At 41.7% G+C, this 18,264-nt stretch carries 19 protein-coding genes and 1 tRNA gene; 14 read left to right on the forward strand and 6 right to left on the reverse strand.

The window, feature by feature from the left end; translation table 11 throughout:
- The first annotated feature begins 179 nt into the window (after nt 1-179).
- The 4 genes from P0G38_RS04025 to P0G38_RS04040 are packed head-to-tail and all read left to right on the forward strand — an operon-like array spanning nt 180 to nt 3,336.
- Complete coding sequence (locus P0G38_RS04025) at nt 180-506, forward strand: PadR family transcriptional regulator (RefSeq protein ID WP_010749815.1); 327 nt, start codon at nt 180-182, stop codon at nt 504-506.
- Complete coding sequence (locus tag P0G38_RS04030; protein ID WP_010749814.1) at nt 493-1,173, forward strand: DUF2812 domain-containing protein; 681 nt, start codon at nt 493-495, stop codon at nt 1,171-1,173. The genes P0G38_RS04025 and P0G38_RS04030 overlap by 14 nt, the downstream gene beginning before the upstream one ends.
- Nucleotides 1,174-1,190: 17 nt before the next feature.
- Nucleotides 1,191-2,090: an ABC transporter ATP-binding protein gene (locus P0G38_RS04035; protein ID WP_005228654.1), complete on the forward strand. Its 900-nt coding sequence runs from the start codon at nt 1,191-1,193 to the stop codon at nt 2,088-2,090.
- The gene (locus P0G38_RS04040) at nt 2,083-3,336 is read left to right on the forward strand and encodes an ABC transporter permease (protein ID WP_275854089.1); all 1,254 of its coding nucleotides are present in this window, start codon (nt 2,083-2,085) and stop codon (nt 3,334-3,336) included. Before P0G38_RS04035 ends, P0G38_RS04040 begins: the two co-directional genes overlap by 8 nt.
- Before the next feature lie 72 nt (nt 3,337-3,408).
- Here P0G38_RS04040 and P0G38_RS04045 read toward each other — a convergent pair whose 3' ends face one another.
- Complete coding sequence (locus P0G38_RS04045; RefSeq protein ID WP_221693245.1) at nt 3,409-4,122, reverse strand: gamma-glutamyl-gamma-aminobutyrate hydrolase family protein; 714 nt, start codon at nt 4,120-4,122, stop codon at nt 3,409-3,411.
- A gap of 87 nt (nt 4,123-4,209) precedes the next feature.
- The gene (gene gloA / locus P0G38_RS04050) at nt 4,210-4,584 is read right to left on the reverse strand and encodes a lactoylglutathione lyase (RefSeq protein ID WP_005228659.1); all 375 of its coding nucleotides are present in this window, start codon (nt 4,582-4,584) and stop codon (nt 4,210-4,212) included.
- Nucleotides 4,585-4,731: 147 nt separating this feature from the next.
- On the opposite strand from gloA, the gene P0G38_RS04055 reads away from it, so the two are divergent.
- Nucleotides 4,732-5,175, forward strand: a complete 444-nt coding sequence (locus tag P0G38_RS04055) for an NUDIX hydrolase (RefSeq protein ID WP_060792833.1) — start codon at nt 4,732-4,734, stop codon at nt 5,173-5,175.
- 45 nt (nt 5,176-5,220) lie between these two features.
- Here the strand turns inward: P0G38_RS04055 and yidA are convergent, their stop codons facing one another.
- From yidA to P0G38_RS04070, 3 genes are read right to left on the reverse strand one after another with little or no spacing between them, the layout of a single operon-like run.
- The gene (yidA, locus tag P0G38_RS04060; protein ID WP_016608788.1) at nt 5,221-6,039 is read right to left on the reverse strand and encodes a sugar-phosphatase; all 819 of its coding nucleotides are present in this window, start codon (nt 6,037-6,039) and stop codon (nt 5,221-5,223) included.
- A 9-nt stretch (nt 6,040-6,048) separates the two neighbouring features.
- Nucleotides 6,049-7,419 (reverse strand): HD domain-containing protein, encoded by a 1,371-nt coding sequence (locus tag P0G38_RS04065; RefSeq protein ID WP_010749809.1) that lies wholly within the window; start codon nt 7,417-7,419, stop codon nt 6,049-6,051.
- A complete protein-coding gene (locus P0G38_RS04070; protein ID WP_420842488.1) occupies nt 7,403-8,224 on the reverse strand; it encodes a lipoate--protein ligase family protein in 822 nt (273 codons plus the stop codon). The genes P0G38_RS04065 and P0G38_RS04070 overlap by 17 nt, the downstream gene beginning before the upstream one ends.
- A 223-nt stretch (nt 8,225-8,447) precedes the next feature.
- On the opposite strand from P0G38_RS04070, the gene P0G38_RS04075 reads away from it, so the two are divergent.
- Together P0G38_RS04075 and rpoE are read left to right on the forward strand one after the other, a co-directional pair.
- Nucleotides 8,448-8,885 (forward strand): YwiB family protein, encoded by a 438-nt coding sequence (locus P0G38_RS04075; protein WP_005228669.1) that lies wholly within the window; start codon nt 8,448-8,450, stop codon nt 8,883-8,885.
- 84 nt (nt 8,886-8,969) lie between these two features.
- A complete protein-coding gene (gene rpoE, locus P0G38_RS04080) occupies nt 8,970-9,578 on the forward strand; it encodes a DNA-directed RNA polymerase subunit delta (RefSeq protein ID WP_005234347.1) in 609 nt (202 codons plus the stop codon).
- 165 nt (nt 9,579-9,743) lie between these two features.
- On the opposite strand, the gene P0G38_RS04085 is transcribed toward rpoE, so the two are convergent.
- A tRNA-Arg gene (locus P0G38_RS04085) sits at nt 9,744-9,815 on the reverse strand.
- A 51-nt stretch (nt 9,816-9,866) separates the two neighbouring features.
- Between P0G38_RS04085 and rpoN the strand changes: the two genes are divergently transcribed.
- From rpoN to P0G38_RS04120, 7 genes are all read left to right on the forward strand, one after another.
- Nucleotides 9,867-11,186, forward strand: a complete 1,320-nt coding sequence (gene rpoN, locus P0G38_RS04090; protein WP_176323943.1) for an RNA polymerase factor sigma-54 — start codon at nt 9,867-9,869, stop codon at nt 11,184-11,186.
- 244 nt (nt 11,187-11,430) lie between these two features.
- On the forward strand, nt 11,431-12,468 hold the full coding sequence (locus P0G38_RS04095) for a sugar-binding transcriptional regulator (RefSeq protein WP_005228675.1): 1,038 nt from the start codon (nt 11,431-11,433) through the stop codon (nt 12,466-12,468).
- Between the two features lie 40 nt (nt 12,469-12,508).
- Nucleotides 12,509-13,510, forward strand: a complete 1,002-nt coding sequence (gene gap / locus P0G38_RS04100) for a type I glyceraldehyde-3-phosphate dehydrogenase (RefSeq protein ID WP_008380858.1) — start codon at nt 12,509-12,511, stop codon at nt 13,508-13,510.
- Nucleotides 13,511-13,609: 99 nt separating this feature from the next.
- The gene (locus tag P0G38_RS04105; protein WP_005234355.1) at nt 13,610-14,800 is read left to right on the forward strand and encodes a phosphoglycerate kinase; all 1,191 of its coding nucleotides are present in this window, start codon (nt 13,610-13,612) and stop codon (nt 14,798-14,800) included.
- A 63-nt stretch (nt 14,801-14,863) separates the two neighbouring features.
- The gene (gene tpiA, locus P0G38_RS04110) at nt 14,864-15,619 is read left to right on the forward strand and encodes a triose-phosphate isomerase (protein ID WP_275854091.1); all 756 of its coding nucleotides are present in this window, start codon (nt 14,864-14,866) and stop codon (nt 15,617-15,619) included.
- Nucleotides 15,620-15,731: 112 nt separating this feature from the next.
- Nucleotides 15,732-17,033, forward strand: a complete 1,302-nt coding sequence (gene eno / locus P0G38_RS04115; RefSeq protein ID WP_005234360.1) for a surface-displayed alpha-enolase — start codon at nt 15,732-15,734, stop codon at nt 17,031-17,033.
- A gap of 157 nt (nt 17,034-17,190) precedes the next feature.
- Nucleotides 17,191-18,246, forward strand: a complete 1,056-nt coding sequence (locus P0G38_RS04120; protein WP_275854092.1) for a hypothetical protein — start codon at nt 17,191-17,193, stop codon at nt 18,244-18,246.
- Nucleotides 18,247-18,264: the final 18 nt, after the last annotated feature.

Raw genomic sequence — 18,264 nt, forward strand, 5'->3', positions numbered from 1 at the left:
TTTGTTCCATGCACTGCTGTTGGGGTTCACTCAATTGCTAACGAGAAAAGTGAGAATGAACATTAAGAAAGCAGTCATTCTCCAGCAATGTTAGCAGATCAGAAAAAAAAGATTGACGCTGGTTATATCATTCGATAATATATCATTAAGTGATATAGCTAGTGGGACGGAGGAATCAAATGGATGAGGCATTGACAGATTCAACCTATTTGATTTTATTAGCGCTTTTAAAGCCGAAACATGGGTATCTCATCATGAAACAGATCCATGAGCTAAGCCAAGGGACGTTTGAGATTGGTCCCGCAACGATGTATACGATTTTAAAGAAGCTGACGAAAAAGGGGTGGATCGATTTAGAGGAGAGCGTTGACCGAAAAAAAATCTATCAGATTACACCAGAAGGAAGACAAGTTCTGGAGAGAGATATTCAACGGCGCAAATTATTTTATCAAATCGGAGAACAGGTTTTCGAAGCGTTAGGGGGAGAGCAAGATGGGCATCAATAAGAAATACCTTCTTTCACTTGGTGTAGCCTATTACCCAGAAAAGGAAATGGTTCGTCTGCAAAAACAAGCGTCGTTAGGGTGGCACTTTGTGAAGATGAATCGGTTAGGGTTTTTGAAGTTTATCAAAGGAGACCCAGAAACGACCAAATATGCAGTAGACTTTTTCGAAGGAGAGCCCTCTGAGATCGTTGATTACTTAGCGATGTATCAAGCAGGAGGCTGGACTTATATCAGCAATTATAAAGATCGCTATTTTTATTTTAAAGCGTCTCCTGACACACCAGCGATTTTCAGTGACCAAGAAAGCTATCAAGAACGGATCGATAATGAAACACGGTATTTAATGAAAAAATCGATTCTACTTTCGGTGATCAGTTTAGTGATATTAGCAGCGATTTACTTTTTGATCCGTTATTTCAATATTCGCACAAATCCATTTTGGTCCTTTGGACTAGGATTGATTACGGGGCTGGTGTTTATCCCGATTGGGGTAGGATTGACCACGATCCTGATGAAATTCTTATATAAAAATCGAGCAAGTTATTACAATGAACCAGAGAAACTGGCGAAGCGTCAACGAGTGATCCGCGATACCGTCATCTTGATGTTTGTCGGAGCGATCATTGGCGCCGTTATCGGCTTTTTCTTTAGTGATATATTTTATTAGATAGGGAAGGTGAGCATGTGTTAGAAGCAAAACAATTAGTAAAAACATTTGGCGATTATACAGCAGTCGATCAATTGTCCTTTACCATCAATGATGGACAGATCATGGGCTTGATTGGTCAAAATGGTGCTGGTAAAACGACGACATTCCGATTGATCTTGGATTTCTTGAAAGCCGATCAAGGGGAAGTATTGTGGGATGGCCATAAAATTAGTGAAAAAGAATACAATATTATCGGCTATCTGCCAGAAGAACGCGGCTTGTTTCCAAAAGTAACGATTGAAGATCAATTGATCTATTTCGCGCGGTTACGAGGCAAGAAGAAAGAAGACATCGTACCAAAAATCGACTATTGGATGGACAAATTTAAAGTCAAGGGCAAGAAAACCGATAAAGTCAAATCGCTATCAAAAGGAAATCAGCAAAAAGTTCAGCTGATCTCAACGTTGATCCATGAACCAAAATTGGTGATTTTAGATGAACCATTTAGTGGGTTAGACCCCGTCAATGCAGAACTGTTGAAAAATGGGATCATTGAACTGAAAAAAAATGGCTCATGTGTCATTTTCTCCAGTCATAATATGGATAATGTGGAAAAAATCTGCGATCACTTGATTATGCTGCGGGATGGTCAAACTGTCTTAAACGGAAAAGTTCATGAAATTCGTGAATCCTTTGGGCGGACGAAAGTCTATTTAGAATCCAACTTGACGAAAGAACAGCTCTTGGCAGTGGCAGGTGTCGAGGAAGTTCTTGCCAGAGAAGATGGCAGCTATGATATTACGATCGCTGATCCTGCAGTAGGAAAAACCTTATTTGATTTAGCAACGGCGGATGGTTATATCCCTATGTTCAATCAACAACCGCCAACGTTAGAAGAAATCTTTAAGCGGAAGGCGGGAAAAATAAATGAGTAAGTTTTGGGTAATCGCATTAGATGTTTATAAAAAAAATATCAAATCAATTTCGTTTTTGATTATGATTCTCGTGCCATTTATTGCAACGGGGGCATTTTATCTCATTGGTTATTTTGCTGATGGTATGAACAGTGTCGACAAAATTGCCGTTTATGCGAATGAACCAGCCATTGCGCAGACCTTTGTGGACCAAAGCGGCGATGATTTTGAATTTGAAATTGTTGACAGCGAAGAACAAGGGCAGCAACAGATGGCAGACAAAGATGCTGATGCTTTGTTACTTATTACTGCTTCTGGGGATACGCTGCAAGGGGAATTATTAAGCGAGTCCTCGATGGGGCAAGCTTTAGAGCTGACGATCCAACAGTTATTGACGGGTTTGCAGTCTTCCTATAGAGCTAGTGAGCTTGGCTTGACTGCTGAGCAAGTGGCAGTCCTTAGTGAAGTCGCACCGCTTGATCGTCAAAAAGTTTCCTTCGGTGAAGATGGCGAAATGACTTATGGGGAAGACAATACCGCGATGCAATCAGTAGTTAGTATGATCGCAACAGTGATCCTCTTTTTCTTTATCATTACTTACGCACAGATCATTGCACAAGAGATCGCTTCTGAAAAAGGCACACGCATCATGGAAGTCATTTTGTCTAGTACACGGGCGCAAACCCATTACTATGCCAAATTGACTGGGGTGATCATGGTTGCAGCAACCCAGCTAGTTGCGTATGTTGCGATTTTTGGTGGGAGCTATTTCTGGATCAAGGATAACCCAATGGTAAAAGACTTGTTGGCAAACTTTTCGACAGATGGCATTTTTGGTCCCTTCTTGGTGTTTGCGATCGTTTTCGTCTTCTTAGGAATTTTGATCTACTCGGTCTTGTCAGCCCTTTGCGGGTCGTTAGTGAACAAAGCAGAAGATACGGCAAAAGCCATCATCCCAGTGACGTATCTTTCATTGGGCGGGTATATGCTTGGAATCGTGCTAGGCGGAATGGATCCTCATAACGTTGTTTTACGAGTAACCTCTTATATCCCATTCTTGTCCTCTTATATTATGCCAGTACGGCTTGCGAATGATACTGTGGGTATCGGCGGTGCATTGATTTCAGTAGGGATCCTTGCTGTTACCACAATTGTCCTGATGCTGGTTTCTGCAAAAATGTACAAATCAAATGTCTTGATCTATAACGACAATGGCATTTTAGCAACGCTAAAACAATCACTAGTGTTAATGAAAAACGAGAAATAAGCAAAACGCCCGATCCTTTTCGTAATCGGGCGTTTTTTATTCGCTAAAATCTAGAAAACAAGGTGCAAGCCTTTAGAATTCCTGCACAAAAAAGTTGAAGATCGATTGCTCAGAAGGCAGCTTGTGAGCGGCTAGCTCAGGATGCCACTGAATGCCGAAGATCGGTGCGCCATAGGCGGTGGATTCAATGGCTTCAACGACACCATCAGGAGCGGTGGCAATCACGTTGAAATCATCCGCAACGGTTTTGACTGCTTGGTGATGAAAAGAATTGACGTGATAGGTTGTGCCTAAAAGAGCAGCCAAACGACTGTCTGCCTTGATTTTTACCCGATGTGTAGGGAATTGAAAGAACGTCGGCAATTGCACGTGTTTGATCGTTGGGTGATCGATCAAAGAGAGATCTTGGTACAAACTCCCGCCAAATGCGACATTGAGTAACTGCATGCCGCGGCAGATTCCAAAGATCGGTTTGTTTTGAGCCACTGCTTCTTTGATCAATGCCAATTCAAAGACATCACGATCAGGATGAATACCTTGAATCAATGGATGAGGATCTTCGCCATAGTGAACAGGGGAGACATCGTGACCACCGGCTAACAAGAGTTTATCGATTTTGCTGATGTAAGTCGCAGCATCTTCCACGACACCCATTGGTAATAATAGGGGAATGCCTTGAGCTTGTTGGATATGGGTCACAAAATTTTTGGGTGTATAGGACAACCAATGTTCTGCTTCTTCAATCATTGGTCGTTCATTGGCAGCGATGCCGATAATGGGTTTCATTTGATCAAACCTTTCTACTAGTAAATGAATCGAAATGAATCGAAAAAGAAAAAAGGACACGAGGTCCTTTTTTCGATCACCTTCGCTTTATTTTTCGCGAATAACTTCGATTTTGTAGCCATCAGGATCTTTCACAAAATAGTAAGATGGAGAAGTCCCTGGTAGTCCTTTCAAGTCAGTGACGTCAAATCCGGCAGCTTGGTGCTTCTCATGAAGCGCTTCTAGATCATCGGTACTGATGGCGATGTGGCCATAGCCGTCGCCTAACTCATAGCCAGGATGGTCATAGTTATACGTCAACTCTAGCTCGTAATCATCACCAGGCAAAGTTAAGTAAACCAAAGTAAATTTATGTTCAGGAAAATCACGACGGCGAGATTCTTCAAAACCAAAGGCAGTTTGATAAAAATCTAGAGAAGCCGTTAAGTCTTTGACGCGGACACATGTGTGAGCCATTTTCATGGGTAAATCATCCTTTCGATCTTGATAGTTGTATGATAACATATTTTCTCTTTTTGTAACGAATAAAAGACAACCGAGCGTTATTTCCAGCTTGTCCAGACTATTGGCATAGGGTAAAATGGAAAGAAAGTGTTGGTGGAGGGAATCATGCCAGAAAAGGAAATTGTGTTCGGGGAAAAAGAAGCGGGAAAACCATACAAATCACGCTACGGGGCGTATGTCGTTCTTCCAAATGAAAAAAATGAAGTGATCTTGGTGCAAGCACCCAACGGCGCCTATTTTTTACCAGGCGGTGAAATTGAACCAAATGAAAGCAAAGAAGAAGCGATCCAGCGAGAATTAATAGAAGAACTTGGATTTGAAGGAGAGATCGCTGAGTATCTAGGGGAGGCAGTTGAATACTTCTATTCGCGCCATCGCGACACGTTTTACCATCACCCCGGCTATTTCTATTTAATGACCAAATGGAAAAAAGTCTGTGAACCGACAGAAGAAACCAATCAGTTGTCATGGCACACGCCAGAAGAAGCGATCCAACGATTGAAACGCGGCAGCCATAAATGGGCAGTTGAACAGTGGTTGGCAAAATAAAAAAGTCAGGCTTCCGATAAAATGGAAACCTGACTTTTTTTACACTTAGTTATTTGCTAAAACATACTTGTTGATTACTTCTGCCACACCATCTTCTTCGTTTGAAGCAGTTAGGACATCTGCGGCATTTTTCACGTTTTCAGTAGCATTGGCCATCGCCACACCGATACCAGCATATTCCACCATGGTTAAATCATTTTCATTATCGCCGATCGCCATGACTTCTTCTTGTTTGATGCCTAAGTGCTCCGCCAATTTTTTGACAGCAGCTCCTTTATGGGCTTGTTTATTTAGGACTTCCAAGAAGTAAGGAGCACTTTTAACCACATTGTAGTTGTCGGTCAAACTACTCGGCAATTGTGGGATGATCTGATCCAGTATTTCGGGATCATCGATCATCATCATTTTGATGATATTCAAGTCAGCAGTCATTTCTTCTGGTGTCCGATATTTCAATGGCATGTTGACTAAGAAGGCTTCATAAATCGTGTAAGGACTGATATCGCGGTTAGCGGTATACATGGTATCCTCAGTTTCTACATGAAGGTGAACCCCTAATTTTCTCGCAGTCATCTCAACAAAGAGATAGTCATCTTGGGACAAGCCGAATTCAGAGATGATCTCTTGATTTTTGGTTTTTTGAACCAAAGAGCCGTTGTAGGTAATCACGAAATCATTGTCCGTAAATAAGTCTAGTTCCTTCAATAAATCTTGGACACCAGTTAAGGGGCGTCCCGTACACAAAACGATGCGCACGCCTTGTGCTTCTGCGTCTTTTAATGCTTTGTAAACTGCTGGAGTGATCTTGCGGTCGTTGTTCAGCAGGGTGCCATCGATATCGATGGCGATCAGTTTGATACTCATAAGTTCCTCCTAGTGGCTTGGTTTGATCAAAGCACCATTGCGAATGTGCTTGGCAAACTCTTGATACGTCTCTCCAAATAAATCATAGTGATTTTGGATGTTGGGGTCAATCATTTCTTTTGGAAAATAAAAGCGTTGGTCACCTTGGGTTTGTCCTGCTAAGGCTGCAACAAGTTGACTGGCTTGGGATAATTCTACAAGGGAACCATCTTTTTCCTGTAATTCGATCTGTGTCCGATGCTTACCAGAAGTTGGTCGATAAAAATCATAAGGCAGATCGAAGCTTGAATTGATGGCAGTATAGTAGCGGGGATTGAAGCCGACTTTTTCCACCAGTCCCTGCATTTCTTCAATCATCGGCAACTGCGTCTCATCGTCAAAGCGAGCGGATTTTAGCGGTTTACGATTTAAGAACCGCTTGGCTAAATCGCTGAGGATCGGATCATTCTCTTCCGTCCATTGGGTAAAGTAGGTATTCAACACGCCATCGTCGAGTTTCAAGTATTCATCTAAAGTGAATTCTTGTTTTAAAAATGGGAGAAGCAGTTGCGAATGGCTTTGAAACATTTCCTGATCCACTTGATAAAGTTCTGCAGCACGATCCAGCAAGTGGGCTAAGATCACTTCCATCCCTCGAGAACTCGCATGGAAATAAACTTGCACATACATTTGGTAACGACTGACGATGTAGTCCTCCACAGCGTGCATGCCATTCATAGAAAAAGCAATACCGCCTTCGTACGGACGAATCACTCGTAAAATTCTGGTCAGATCAAACGTGCCGTATTCAGTGCCGGTAAAATAAGCATCGCGCAGCAAGTAGTCCATCCGATCAGCATCGATTTGACTGGAAATCATTTGAACGACTTGGGGATTTGGATAGGTTTTAGTGATGACACTTGCCACTTTCTCAGGAAATCCAGCCTCCACTCGGTTCAATATCTGATGAACTTCCGTTTCAGGAGAAGTGATGATCGCCACTGTGATGGCTTCATGGTCTGTATGGAAAATATGCTCAAAGGTGTGGGAGTATGGACCATGGCCCACATCATGAAGCAATGCTGCACACAAGGTCACTAAACGCTCCTTATCATCCCAGCCGTTCGGTCCAACTTTTTCAATCGAATAATTGCGTTGGAAAATATCGCAAATGCGGCGGCTGATTTCATAAACCCCCAAGGAGTGAGAAAAGCGGCTGTGTTCTGCTCCGTGAAAGGTGAAAGAAGCAGTCCCTAGTTGTTTGATTCGTCGCAAACGCTGCACTTCTTTGGAATTGATCAAGTCTAAAATCACTTGGTGCTGCACATGGACATAGTTGTGAACAGGGTCACGAAACACTTTTTCTATCGCTAAGGTTTGATATTTATATGGTAGGCTCATCGCTAAACTCCTTTATTGGGTGATTTCGCTTTTCCATGCCAGCTAAGCGTTGCTGCATTTGTTCGCTAAGGTCATTTTCTGAAAGCCATTGATCCAGTGACTCAAGCGGATATAGGGATTGGTCTGTGATCAAGAAAAGCAGGGCTTTTTGCAAGCGGTCAATCACCTCTTGTGTGGTAAACTTACGGCCGAGGGCTGCTTCTAAAGTGGTCATGCTCGCAGGATTGACGGCTGGATAGCCATCTGTACCAAAGCGCTCTTTCAAACCTACTTGGTAAAAACGACGAACGAGAGAGCCGCGGGCTGGTTGGTCGCCATTGATGCTCAGATACATCATGACAGCCACGCCGTCTTTGATTCGTCGTTGTGCTGTGCCAGCAATTTTTTTTCCGTCAATACTCAGGTCATAGGTGCCTGGGCAATACGAGTCAGCAATTTCATAAGCCAAAATTGTCCGCTCAGGAAAGGCTGTTTGCAACAATGTCGCCATCATTTCATAGGCTGCATCCGTAGTGGCAGCCAAATGTTTAGGGAAAATGAGGGAGACATTCAAAATACCGGCATCATTGATGACCCCAAGCCCGCCTGAGTTGCGGATGATCGAGGCATAGCCAGCTTCTTTCAAAACCTGCAGACCATCTAACAAAAAAGGCAGCCGGGTATCTTTCATTCCTAAAATCATCGTATCGGACAACTGCCAAAAATGACAATAAACTTGTTCCAGTTTGCCAGCAGCTTCGGTGGCAACATCGGTAAAAGCAAACGGCTCATAAGGATTGTGGATACGTGGTAAGGTTTGATCCATTATATAGATAGTCAAATCGGTTAAACTCCTTTAAAAATACCTGTTATCCTTATTATATACGATTCTTGGAAAATTACTTGGAGAAAAGAATGAAAACTTGCTTTTGTTTTCGCTTTTTTATTTTCAATGAAGAAATAGACCAAGGAGAATCAACTGAAATGATTGACAAACGAATGAAAAAAAGCAAGAATGAAACTGAAATCTTCAAAGGAGGCACACGTACATGCAAGAATTATCAAAAGGAATCCCAATCTCGATTCATTTAACAACCAATGTACGTCAAGCAGGGGAAACAGAAAACTTTCTGTTTGATCTGCAAGGACAAGCAGTCAAGATCGGTGATACCTTATACATCCGTTACAAAGAGATCCAGCCAGACGGCACCGACGTTCCCGTCACGATGAAAATCATGCCAGACGGATTGATTCAATTGATTCGCTCAGGGGAAATGCGCATGCGCTTGAAATTTTCTTATAAGGAACGTTTAGAGACGAGCTACCAAACCCCGTATGGCTTGATGATGTTCCACACCTTCACCAATCACTTGCACGTTAGCTTGAAAGACCGTCCATATTCGGGAAAGATCGATATCGATTATGACTTGTTCATGGCTGCTGACAAAGTCGGCGAATACAAACTATCTTTAGAATTTACCGCTTGATCAAAGGGAAATTGAAAGAAAAAATTGCAATTTGAGACGTAATTTTGTATGATTAGGAGTAGACTGTGAAAGGACGTGTCCCGTTTGGAAATTAATGTATTTGAAGGTGTAAATAAAAACGAATTGTCGATGATTGAAGTTGCCCATGCGATTTTAGAGCAGCGCGGTGACGTGATGGATTTTTCTGATTTGGTCAACCAAATTCAAAACTATCTTGAAACTTCAGACAGCGAGATTCGTGATTCATTGGCGCAGTTTTATACAGACTTGAATATCGACGGTAGTTTTATTTCTTTAGGCGACAATCGTTGGGGCTTACGTTCATGGTACGCCATTGATTCGATCGATGAAGAAGTCAACCATGGCATCGAAGACGAGGATGAAGATACACCACGTCGTCGCAAACGTAAAAAAGTCAATGCCTTTATCAACGATGATGAAGACGCAATCGATTATAACGATGATGATCCTGAGGATACTGATTTGTCAGATGACGAAGAAGATGATCTCTTTGATGATGATGATGACGAGGATGAAGAAATCTCGGCATACAATTCAGACTTGCAAGAAATCGGCGCCGACAATAGCACCGATGATGAAGAAGAATTACCTGACAGCATTGAGGAAGATCTCACCATTATCGATGACGATGATGAAGATGATTTTGCGGATGAAGAGGAAGAAGAGGAGTAATCCTCTTCTTTTTTTCGCCTTTGGGCTGCAAGCAGCTTTTAATCGCTGAAGGACGATTTCGTCTTCTTACATAGATACAAATAAAAAAAGGAACCGCATCAGCGGTCCCTAAGTGCTTTTGAATTATTGATTTGAATCGAGTATACTTGTAACGAAAAGAAAAAACGCGCCTTGAGGGAATCGAACCCCCGTCTCAAGAACCGGAATCTTACGTGATATCCACTACACTAAAGGCGCGAAGCACAAATATTAGTTTAACCAATTTCAGTGAAAAAAACAAGAGGTAGAATGATGAAATTTCAACAGCAATTTTCACAACAACAAAAACAGACGCAAAAGCTTGCTATGACGCAGAAATTACAGCAATCAATCCAAGTGCTGCAATTTTCTGCAGACGAATTATTGTCCTTCATAGATAACCAAGCATTAGAAAATCCATTGATTGATCTGGGGGAATATGATTCGCCCATCACACCAAGCAAAAGCAATGGCTCATCAGAACAATTGATGGATTATTTAAGCCAGATCCCTGACCAGCATACGTCTTTATTCGAATACCTCATCGATCAAGTGCATTTAAACTACCGAGATACCTTCTTGCGGACGATCGTTTTATTTTTAGTCGAGTACATTGATTTAAACGGCTTTTTGACGATTGATCTGGAAGAAGCTGGAAAACTTGTTGGTGGGACCCCAATCCAAATGCTTGATGCCTTGACCTTGATCCAGCAGCTAGATCCAGCAGGCGTCGGTGCTCGTGATCTAAGAGAGTGTTTGATGCTACAAACGGAAAGAGATGATTATGCGCCGCCAATGGCCTATCTCATTTTAGAAGAATTTTTTACGGAAATGGCAGAGCGCAAGTGGGACAAAATCAGCAAAGCGCTGCAGATTCCATTAACTGAGATCCAAAAGGTCTTTGATTATGTTCAAACATTGACCCCCACACCAGGGGCTGCGTTTGGGTCAACCGATGGGCTTTACATCGTTCCTGACCTGCGGGTGACGGTTGAAAAAGGACAGCCGATCGTGAAATCAAACAAACGCGCCTTACCAGAGGTTCGCTTTCAGCAGCAATATTTTGATCAATTGAAGCAAAGCGGTGATCCAGAGGTCTTAAGTTATTTAGACAATAAAGCCCAAGAGTTCGAGTGGCTGAAAAAGACCTTGCTGCAACGAGGGGATACCATCTATCGTGTCGGGGTGCAGATCGTTGCACGGCAAAAGGAGTTTTTCACTCAACCAGATCGCCCATTAAAGCCATTGGTTTTAAGAGAAGTTGCCGAAGAATTGGGGATTCATGAATCAACGGTCAGCCGAGCGGTCAACGGGAAATACTTGGAAACCTCCTTTGGGGTGTTTGAATTAAAACTATTTTTTGGACAGAAGGTTTCGACACAAGAAAGCGGTGATGACCTGACGACGGCATCGATCAAACAGCAGCTAAAAGCACTGATCGATGAAGAAAATAAAAACAAACCATTGTCAGATCAGAAGTTGACAGATGCCCTCAAAGCCCAGGGCATCGATATTTCCAGACGAACGGTGGCAAAGTATCGTGAAGCTATGAATATCCCAGGTTCTTCCAAGCGGAAACGATTCGAGTAAAGCAAAACGTACTATTAACGAGTAGGAAAGGCAGCAAAGCCTTTCCTTTTTTTTATCGATCCTTTCCTCTTTTTCAAATTATGACGATTTTATGAAAAGCAAGATTTTGTGACTGAAATAGTTGCGTATCAAGGCGATAAGTGCTACTATTATTGGTGTAGGAAACAGATTTAAATTTTTTTTGCAATCGATGGGTCATTTTAAGTCATTGTAGGACGAAAATTGTCCAACGGGAGGATATAAAATGCTCGATGAATTAAAATTGATTGAGGCAATCACCCCGGATATTCTCGCTGTACTCCAGGAACGTTACCGTATCTTAAGAAATATTTATTGGATGCAGCCCGTTGGCCGCCGGACACTTTCGGAAAGTTTATCAATGACGGAACGCGTGTTGAGGACGGAAACAGATATCCTTAAAAAGCTAAAACTGATCGACTCTTCAAAAAGCGGCATGCAATTGACCGCCTACGGAGAAGAAGTGTACACGAAGATTGGTGCACTGATGGATCAGCTGTTCGGAATGCACCAAATCGAGAAACGATTATCAGAGACCTTTGGCATCGAACGTTGTTTGATTGCGAGCGGCGATGGTGATCGACAACCGAAAGTTATTGCTGAATTTGGCCAGTTGCTGAATGAATCGTTGGATCTCTTATTGCCAGAAGGCAAAAACACCATCGCAGTAATGGGAGGGACGACAATGGCGAAAGTTGCCGAGGAATTGGGTAATTTGGAAACCGCCAAACGTCATAACTTGTTTGTTCCAGCCCGTGGTGGTATCGGAGAATCAGTCAACGTGCAAGCAAACTCTGTCAGCTCGGTGATGGCAATGCAGACAAATGGCGATTATCGCTCCTTGTTTGTACCAGAACAATTAAGCATGAACACCTACGAGTTTCTCTTGAAAGAACCCGCCATCGTTGATGTCTTAAACTTGATAAGTCAAGCAAATTGTGTTATTCATAGTATTGGACGGGCGTTGCATATGGCGGCTCGAAGAAAAATGTCAGAACAAGAAATTCTGATGTTAAAACAAAAAAATGCAGTTGCAGAATCCTTTGGGTATTTCTTTAACGAAGCTGGCGAGGTCGTCTACAAAGTTCCTCGCATCGGACTTCAATTAAAAGATTTGCAAAAAGTCCCAATTATTTTTGCGGTCGCTGGCGGACAATCAAAAGCCAAAGCGGTCAATGCATACATGAAAAATGCACCAAAACAAACCTGGCTCATCACCGATGAAGCTTGCGCAAATGAGATTTTAAAAGGGGCAACCCTTTAAAATAAATATTTTTATGATTTTCATAAGGAGGAAATCTTAAATGACAGTTAAAGTAGGTATTAATGGATTTGGACGTATCGGACGCTTAGCATTTCGTCGTATCCAAGAAGTAGAAGGAATCGAAGTTGTGGCTATCAATGACTTAACAGATGCTAAAATGTTAGCTCACTTGTTAAAATATGATACAACACAAGGACGTTTCAACGGTACAGTTGAAGTTCACGAAGGTTCATTCAATGTGAACGGAAATGAAATCAAAGTTTTAGCTAACCGCAACCCTGAAGAATTGCCTTGGGGCGAACTAGGTGTTGAAATCGTGTTAGAATGTACTGGATTCTTCACTTCTAAAGCAGCTGCTGAAAAACATTTAACAGCTGGTGCAAAACGTGTAGTTATCTCAGCTCCTGGTGGAAACGATGTTCCAACAATCGTTTACAACACAAACCATGAAACTTTAACAGGTGAAGAAACAGTTATCTCTGGTGCTTCATGTACAACAAACTGTTTAGCTCCTATGGCGAAAACATTGAACGACAAATTTGGTGTGATTGAAGGATTAATGACTACAATCCACGCTTACACAGGTGACCAAATGACTCTAGACGGACCACACCCTAAAGGTGACTTCCGCCGTGCCCGTGCTGCTGCTGCAAACATCGTGCCTAACTCAACTGGTGCTGCTAAAGCGATCGGCTTAGTAATCCCAGAATTGAACGGCAAATTAGATGGTGCTGCTCAACGTGTTCCTGTTGCAACTGGTTCATTAACTGAATTAGTTACTGTTCTTGACAAAGAAGTAACTGTTGATGAAATCAATGCAGCAATGAAAGAAGCTTCAAACGAATCTTACGGTTACAACACAGACGAAATCGTTTCTTCTGATATCGTTGGTATGACTTACGGTTCATTATTTGATGCAACTCAAACAAAAGTTATGACTGTTGGCGACAAACAATTAGTTAAAACTGTTGCTTGGTACGACAATGAAATGTCATACACTGCACAATTAGTACGTACTTTAGAATACTTCGCTAACCTATAAGAGTTGCGAACGACTTTAATTTAAACCATCGCAAGAGAAAGCGGGGAAGCATCGCGCTTCTCCGCTTTTTTTAACAATTATGCTAGGAGGAATCTGTTCATGGCGAAAATGACAGTTCAAGATATCGATTTAAAAGATAAAAAAGTTCTTGTACGTGTGGACTTCAACGTTCCATTGAAAGATGGAGTGATCGGAGACGATACACGGATCAAAGCAGCATTACCAACAATCAATTACGTGATCGAAAACGGCGGAAAAGCAATTCTTTTCTCACACTTAGGTCGTGTGAAAGAAGAAGCAGATAAAGCTGGAAAATCTTTAGCGCCAGTTGCGAAACGTCTAGGCGAATTGTTAGGCAAAGAAGTAACTTTCGTGGATGAAACCCGCGGCGAAAAATTAGAAGCAGCGATCAACAACATGCAAGATGGCGATGTCGTTGTTTTTGAAAACACTCGTTTCGAAGACATCGATGGCAAAAAAGAAAGCAAAAACGATCCTGAACTAGGTAAATACTGGGCTTCTTTAGGCGATGTTTTTGTAAATGATGCCTTTGGTACCGCACACCGCGCACACGCTTCAAACGTAGGGATCGCTTCAACAGGTATCCCAACAGTTGCTGGTTTCTTAATGGAAAAAGAAATCAAATTCATCGGTGAAGCAGTCGAAGAACCAAAACGTCCAATGATCGCGATTCTTGGTGGAGCAAAAGTATCTGACAAAATCGGCGTAATCGAAAACTTGATTCCTAAAGCAGACAAAATCTTGATCGGCGGCGGAATGACGTATACGTTCTACAAAGCAAAAGGCATGGAAATCGGTAATTCTCTTGTGGAAGCAGATAAAGTAGAATTAGCAAAAGAATTGATCGAAAAAGCTGGCGATAAATTAGTATTACCAGTTGATTCAATCACTGCTGCTGAATTTTCAAATGATGTTCCAACAGAAGAACATACTGGTGATGTTCCTGAAGGACAAATGGGCTTAGATATCGGACCTGAAACTATCGCTTTGTTTGCTGAAACATTAAAAGGCGCAAAAACAGTTGTTTGGAACGGACCTATGGGTGTGTTTGAAATGTCTAACTTCGCAAACGGTACGATCGGTGTTTGTGAAGCAATTGCCAACCTTGAAGATGCAACAACGATCATCGGTGGCGGTGACTCTGCAGCTGCAGCAGAACAATTAGGTTTTGCTGACAAATTTACCCACATCTCAACAGGTGGCGGTGCCAGCCTTGAATTGTTAGAAGGAAAAACACTTCCTGGCCTAGCTGCGATCAACGATAAATAATCAATGACAAGCCGTGCAAAGGATCTCCTTTGCACGCTTGATAACGAAAAGGAGTGCCAGAACATGCGCAAACCAATTATTGCCGGAAACTGGAAAATGAACAAAACTGCGAAAGAAGCAAAAGAATTTGCTGAAGCAGTCAAAACAAAAATTCCTAGCAACGATACAGTTGACTCTGTGATCGGTTCGCCAGCTTTATTCTTAGAAACATTAGTGAATGCTGCTGAAGGAACAGAATTAAAAATTGCTGCTCAAAACAGCTACTGGGAAAATGAAGGTGCCTTTACTGGCGAAACTTCACCAGCAGCTTTAGCAGATCTAGGTGTTGACTATGTCATCATTGGCCATTCAGAACGTCGTGAATACTTCCATGAGACAGATGAAGACATCAACAAAAAAGCCAAAGCAATCTTTGCAAACGGCATGATCCCAATCCTATGCTGTGGTGAATCTTTAGAAACCTATGAAGCTGGCAAAACAGCGGAGTGGATCGAAGGACAAATCACTGCTGGCTTAGACAGTTTAACAGACGGTCAAGTAAGTAATCTTGTGATTGCGTACGAACCAATCTGGGCGATCGGTACTGGTAAATCAGCGGATGCAAACATCGCAGACGAAATTTGTGGCGTTGTCCGCAAAACTGTTGAAAAATTATACGGCAAAGAAGTTTCAGACAGCGTACGTATCCAATACGGCGGCTCTGTAAAACCTGAAAACATTGCTGAATACATGGCAAAAGAAAATGTTGACGGAGCATTAGTTGGCGGCGCAAGCTTGCAAGCTGATTCATTCCTAGCATTATTAGATGCTGTAAAATAATTTCATTTTCATGAAAATAACATTTGCAGAATCGTCACTTTTTCACTACAATTAAGTTGTTCGCAAGGGGCTTTCCCCTTAAGATAAAACAAACTCAAAGGAGAGACAAAACATGTCAATTATTACTGATGTTTACGCACGCGAAGTCTTAGACTCACGTGGTAACCCAACTATCGAAGTAGAAGTCTACACAGAATCAGGTGCTTTCGGCCGCGGAATGGTTCCTTCAGGAGCTTCAACAGGTGAACACGAAGCAGTTGAATTACGTGATGGCGACAAAGCTCGTTATGGCGGTAAAGGTGTAACGAAAGCAGTTGACAATGTAAATAACATCATTGCAGAAGCTATCATCGGCTACGATGTCCGTGACCAAATGGCTATCGATAAAGCAATGATCGCTTTAGACGGAACTCCTAACAAAGGCAAATTAGGCGCAAACGCGATTCTTGGTGTTTCTATCGCTGTTGCTCGTGCAGCTGCTGATTACCTAGAAGTACCTTTATACCACTACTTAGGCGGATTCAATACAAAAGTATTGCCAACTCCTATGATGAACATCATCAACGGTGGTTCTCACTCTGACGCACCAATCGCTTTCCAAGAATTCATGATCTTGCCTGTAGGCGCACCTACATTCAAAGAAGGCTTACGTTGGGGTACTGAAGTATTCCACGCTTTGAAATCAATCTTGTCTAAACGTGGTTTAGAAACTTCAGTAGGTGACGAAGGTGGTTTCGCTCCTCGTTTTGAAGGAACTGAAGACGGTGTTGAAACAATCTTAGAAGCAATCAAAGCTGCTGGTTTAGAACCAGGTAAAGATGTATACCTAGGATTTGACTGTGCATCATCAGAATTCTACGAAAACGGTGTTTACGACTACTCTAAATTTGAAGGCGAAAACGGCGTAAAACGTACTGCTGCTGAACAAGTTGACTACTTAGAAGAATTAGTTAACAAATACCCAATCATCACTATCGAAGACGGTATGGATGAAAATGACTGGGATGGTTGGAAACTATTAACTGAACGCTTAGGCGACAAAGTTCAATTAGTAGGGGATGACTTGTTCGTTACAAATACTGAAATCCTTGAAAAAGGAATCAAAAACGGTATCGGTAACTCAATCCTGATCAAAGTTAATCAAATCGGTACATTGACTGAAACATTCAATGCTATCGAAATGGCGAAAGAAGCTGGTTACACTGCAGTAGTTTCTCACCGTTCAGGTGAAACAGAAGATTCAACAATCTCTGATATCGCAGTTGCAACAAACGCTGGCCAAATCAAAACTGGTTCTCTTTCACGTACTGACCGTATTGCAAAATACAACCAATTACTACGTATCGAAGACCAACTTGGTGAAGTTGCTGAATACAAAGGCTTGCAAGCTTTCTACAACTTAAAAAATAAATAATTTTAGTTTGATCAAACATTTTCGTTTGACTGTACTGAAATGATGGTAGAGTCCCCCCATGTGTAATTGACATGGGGGGACTTTTTTACGAGTTTTATCGGTATGCTAATTGTATGATAGACTATAGGAAAACTTAGTATTTTAGGAGAGAACGCTGATGAAAAAATTGTACATAAATAATTTAGTATCAAAGGAAGTAGAACATATTGTTTCGGCTGCAGGAATTATTGACCTATTTCCAAAAGAAGTGATCCTCCAGTATAATTGGCTGATTACCGATTATTCAGGTGACATAAGTATTTTGCATTCGATTGAAAAGAAGAAAAATGGAAAGTCGCTTATTTGGCTGAGCGGCCATAATTTATTGGATGCAATCAAAGATACTTATCTTCATGAAGGGGTGCTAACTGGTTTTTTACCCAGCATTTCTTTGGATGATCTTTTGATCTTTGATTCTTATCCTGAGTGGGAAGGCTGGAATCGTGATGTAGATCTTCCGTACATTCAGCATCCATTAGGCAGCTTAGAATTAATCATTGATGATGGTAGCTCATATTCTGTCGTTACAGACGATACAGATCTATTGGTATATATAGAAAAGCATTGTAAGGATATAGCTGTGTCTGATTCATGTGATGAAAGACCAGACAGATCGTTTGGCGATCTTTATAGTCAACAGTTGCTACCCACAACTGTTGGCAACTGGTGGTTAACCTTTAACGGGGAGCCGATTTCTTTTAAAGTAATCGATGGTCATAGCAATTTTTCGAGTGACTACGGTGAAAGTCATCCAGATTGGGTCAGCGAAATAATCGGTCGCTTTATCTTATTGCCTAATTTAAAAATGATCAAAGGGAAGGGAAAACTTGAGATAAAAACGAATCTTCCTCGACACTCTTTCCGTGATTTTGAAATCGTTAGTGGGCAAAGATACTATGGCGCGCAATATTTGTTAAAAAAATCTGCCAATAACCTTAATTTTGCTGTAACTCAATATTATGACGATGAGTGTTTCCTGAAAAAATCCGGGGGTGTATATCAACTTGACAGATCTGACTCGGGATTCCCAGCTTATTATATTGAGGGGAATCAAAGTCCAGCTGATTTAAGATTTTGTTTGTCATGGGGTGCATTGGCTACTGCAGATTCTTTGTCCTTGGATGTGGCTTGTGACTTTGATCAAGAGGAGATTGTTCAAACTTTTAGTAATTAAAAGTGAATGAAAGCTATA

Origin of the sequence: Enterococcus casseliflavus (genome assembly GCF_029215545.1) — a bacterium.
Lineage (GTDB): Bacteria > Bacillota > Bacilli > Lactobacillales > Enterococcaceae > Enterococcus_D > Enterococcus_D casseliflavus.

Bases quoted from the DNA above. Each gene is read 5' to 3' on its own strand.
- P0G38_RS04025 (WP_010749815.1), top strand. From the start codon at position 180: ATGGATGAGGCATTGACAGATTCAACCTATTTGATTTTATTAGCGCTT.
- P0G38_RS04030 (WP_010749814.1), top strand. From the start codon at position 493: ATGGGCATCAATAAGAAATACCTTCTTTCACTTGGTGTAGCCTATTAC.
- P0G38_RS04040 (WP_275854089.1), top strand. From the start codon at position 2,083: ATGAGTAAGTTTTGGGTAATCGCATTAGATGTTTATAAAAAAAATATC.
- P0G38_RS04045 (WP_221693245.1), bottom strand. From the start codon at position 4,122: ATGAAACCCATTATCGGCATCGCTGCCAATGAACGACCAATGATTGAA.
- gloA (WP_005228659.1), bottom strand. From the start codon at position 4,584: ATGAAAATGGCTCACACATGTGTCCGCGTCAAAGACTTAACGGCTTCT.
- P0G38_RS04055 (WP_060792833.1), top strand. From the start codon at position 4,732: ATGCCAGAAAAGGAAATTGTGTTCGGGGAAAAAGAAGCGGGAAAACCA.
- yidA (WP_016608788.1), bottom strand. From the start codon at position 6,039: ATGAGTATCAAACTGATCGCCATCGATATCGATGGCACCCTGCTGAAC.
- P0G38_RS04065 (WP_010749809.1), bottom strand. From the start codon at position 7,419: ATGAGCCTACCATATAAATATCAAACCTTAGCGATAGAAAAAGTGTTT.
- P0G38_RS04070 (WP_420842488.1), bottom strand. From the start codon at position 8,224: ATGGATCAAACCTTACCACGTATCCACAATCCTTATGAGCCGTTTGCT.
- P0G38_RS04075 (WP_005228669.1), top strand. From the start codon at position 8,448: ATGCAAGAATTATCAAAAGGAATCCCAATCTCGATTCATTTAACAACC.
- rpoN (WP_176323943.1), top strand. From the start codon at position 9,867: ATGATGAAATTTCAACAGCAATTTTCACAACAACAAAAACAGACGCAA.
- P0G38_RS04095 (WP_005228675.1), top strand. From the start codon at position 11,431: ATGCTCGATGAATTAAAATTGATTGAGGCAATCACCCCGGATATTCTC.
- gap (WP_008380858.1), top strand. From the start codon at position 12,509: ATGACAGTTAAAGTAGGTATTAATGGATTTGGACGTATCGGACGCTTA.
- P0G38_RS04105 (WP_005234355.1), top strand. From the start codon at position 13,610: ATGGCGAAAATGACAGTTCAAGATATCGATTTAAAAGATAAAAAAGTT.
- tpiA (WP_275854091.1), top strand. From the start codon at position 14,864: ATGCGCAAACCAATTATTGCCGGAAACTGGAAAATGAACAAAACTGCG.
- eno (WP_005234360.1), top strand. From the start codon at position 15,732: ATGTCAATTATTACTGATGTTTACGCACGCGAAGTCTTAGACTCACGT.
- P0G38_RS04120 (WP_275854092.1), top strand. From the start codon at position 17,191: ATGAAAAAATTGTACATAAATAATTTAGTATCAAAGGAAGTAGAACAT.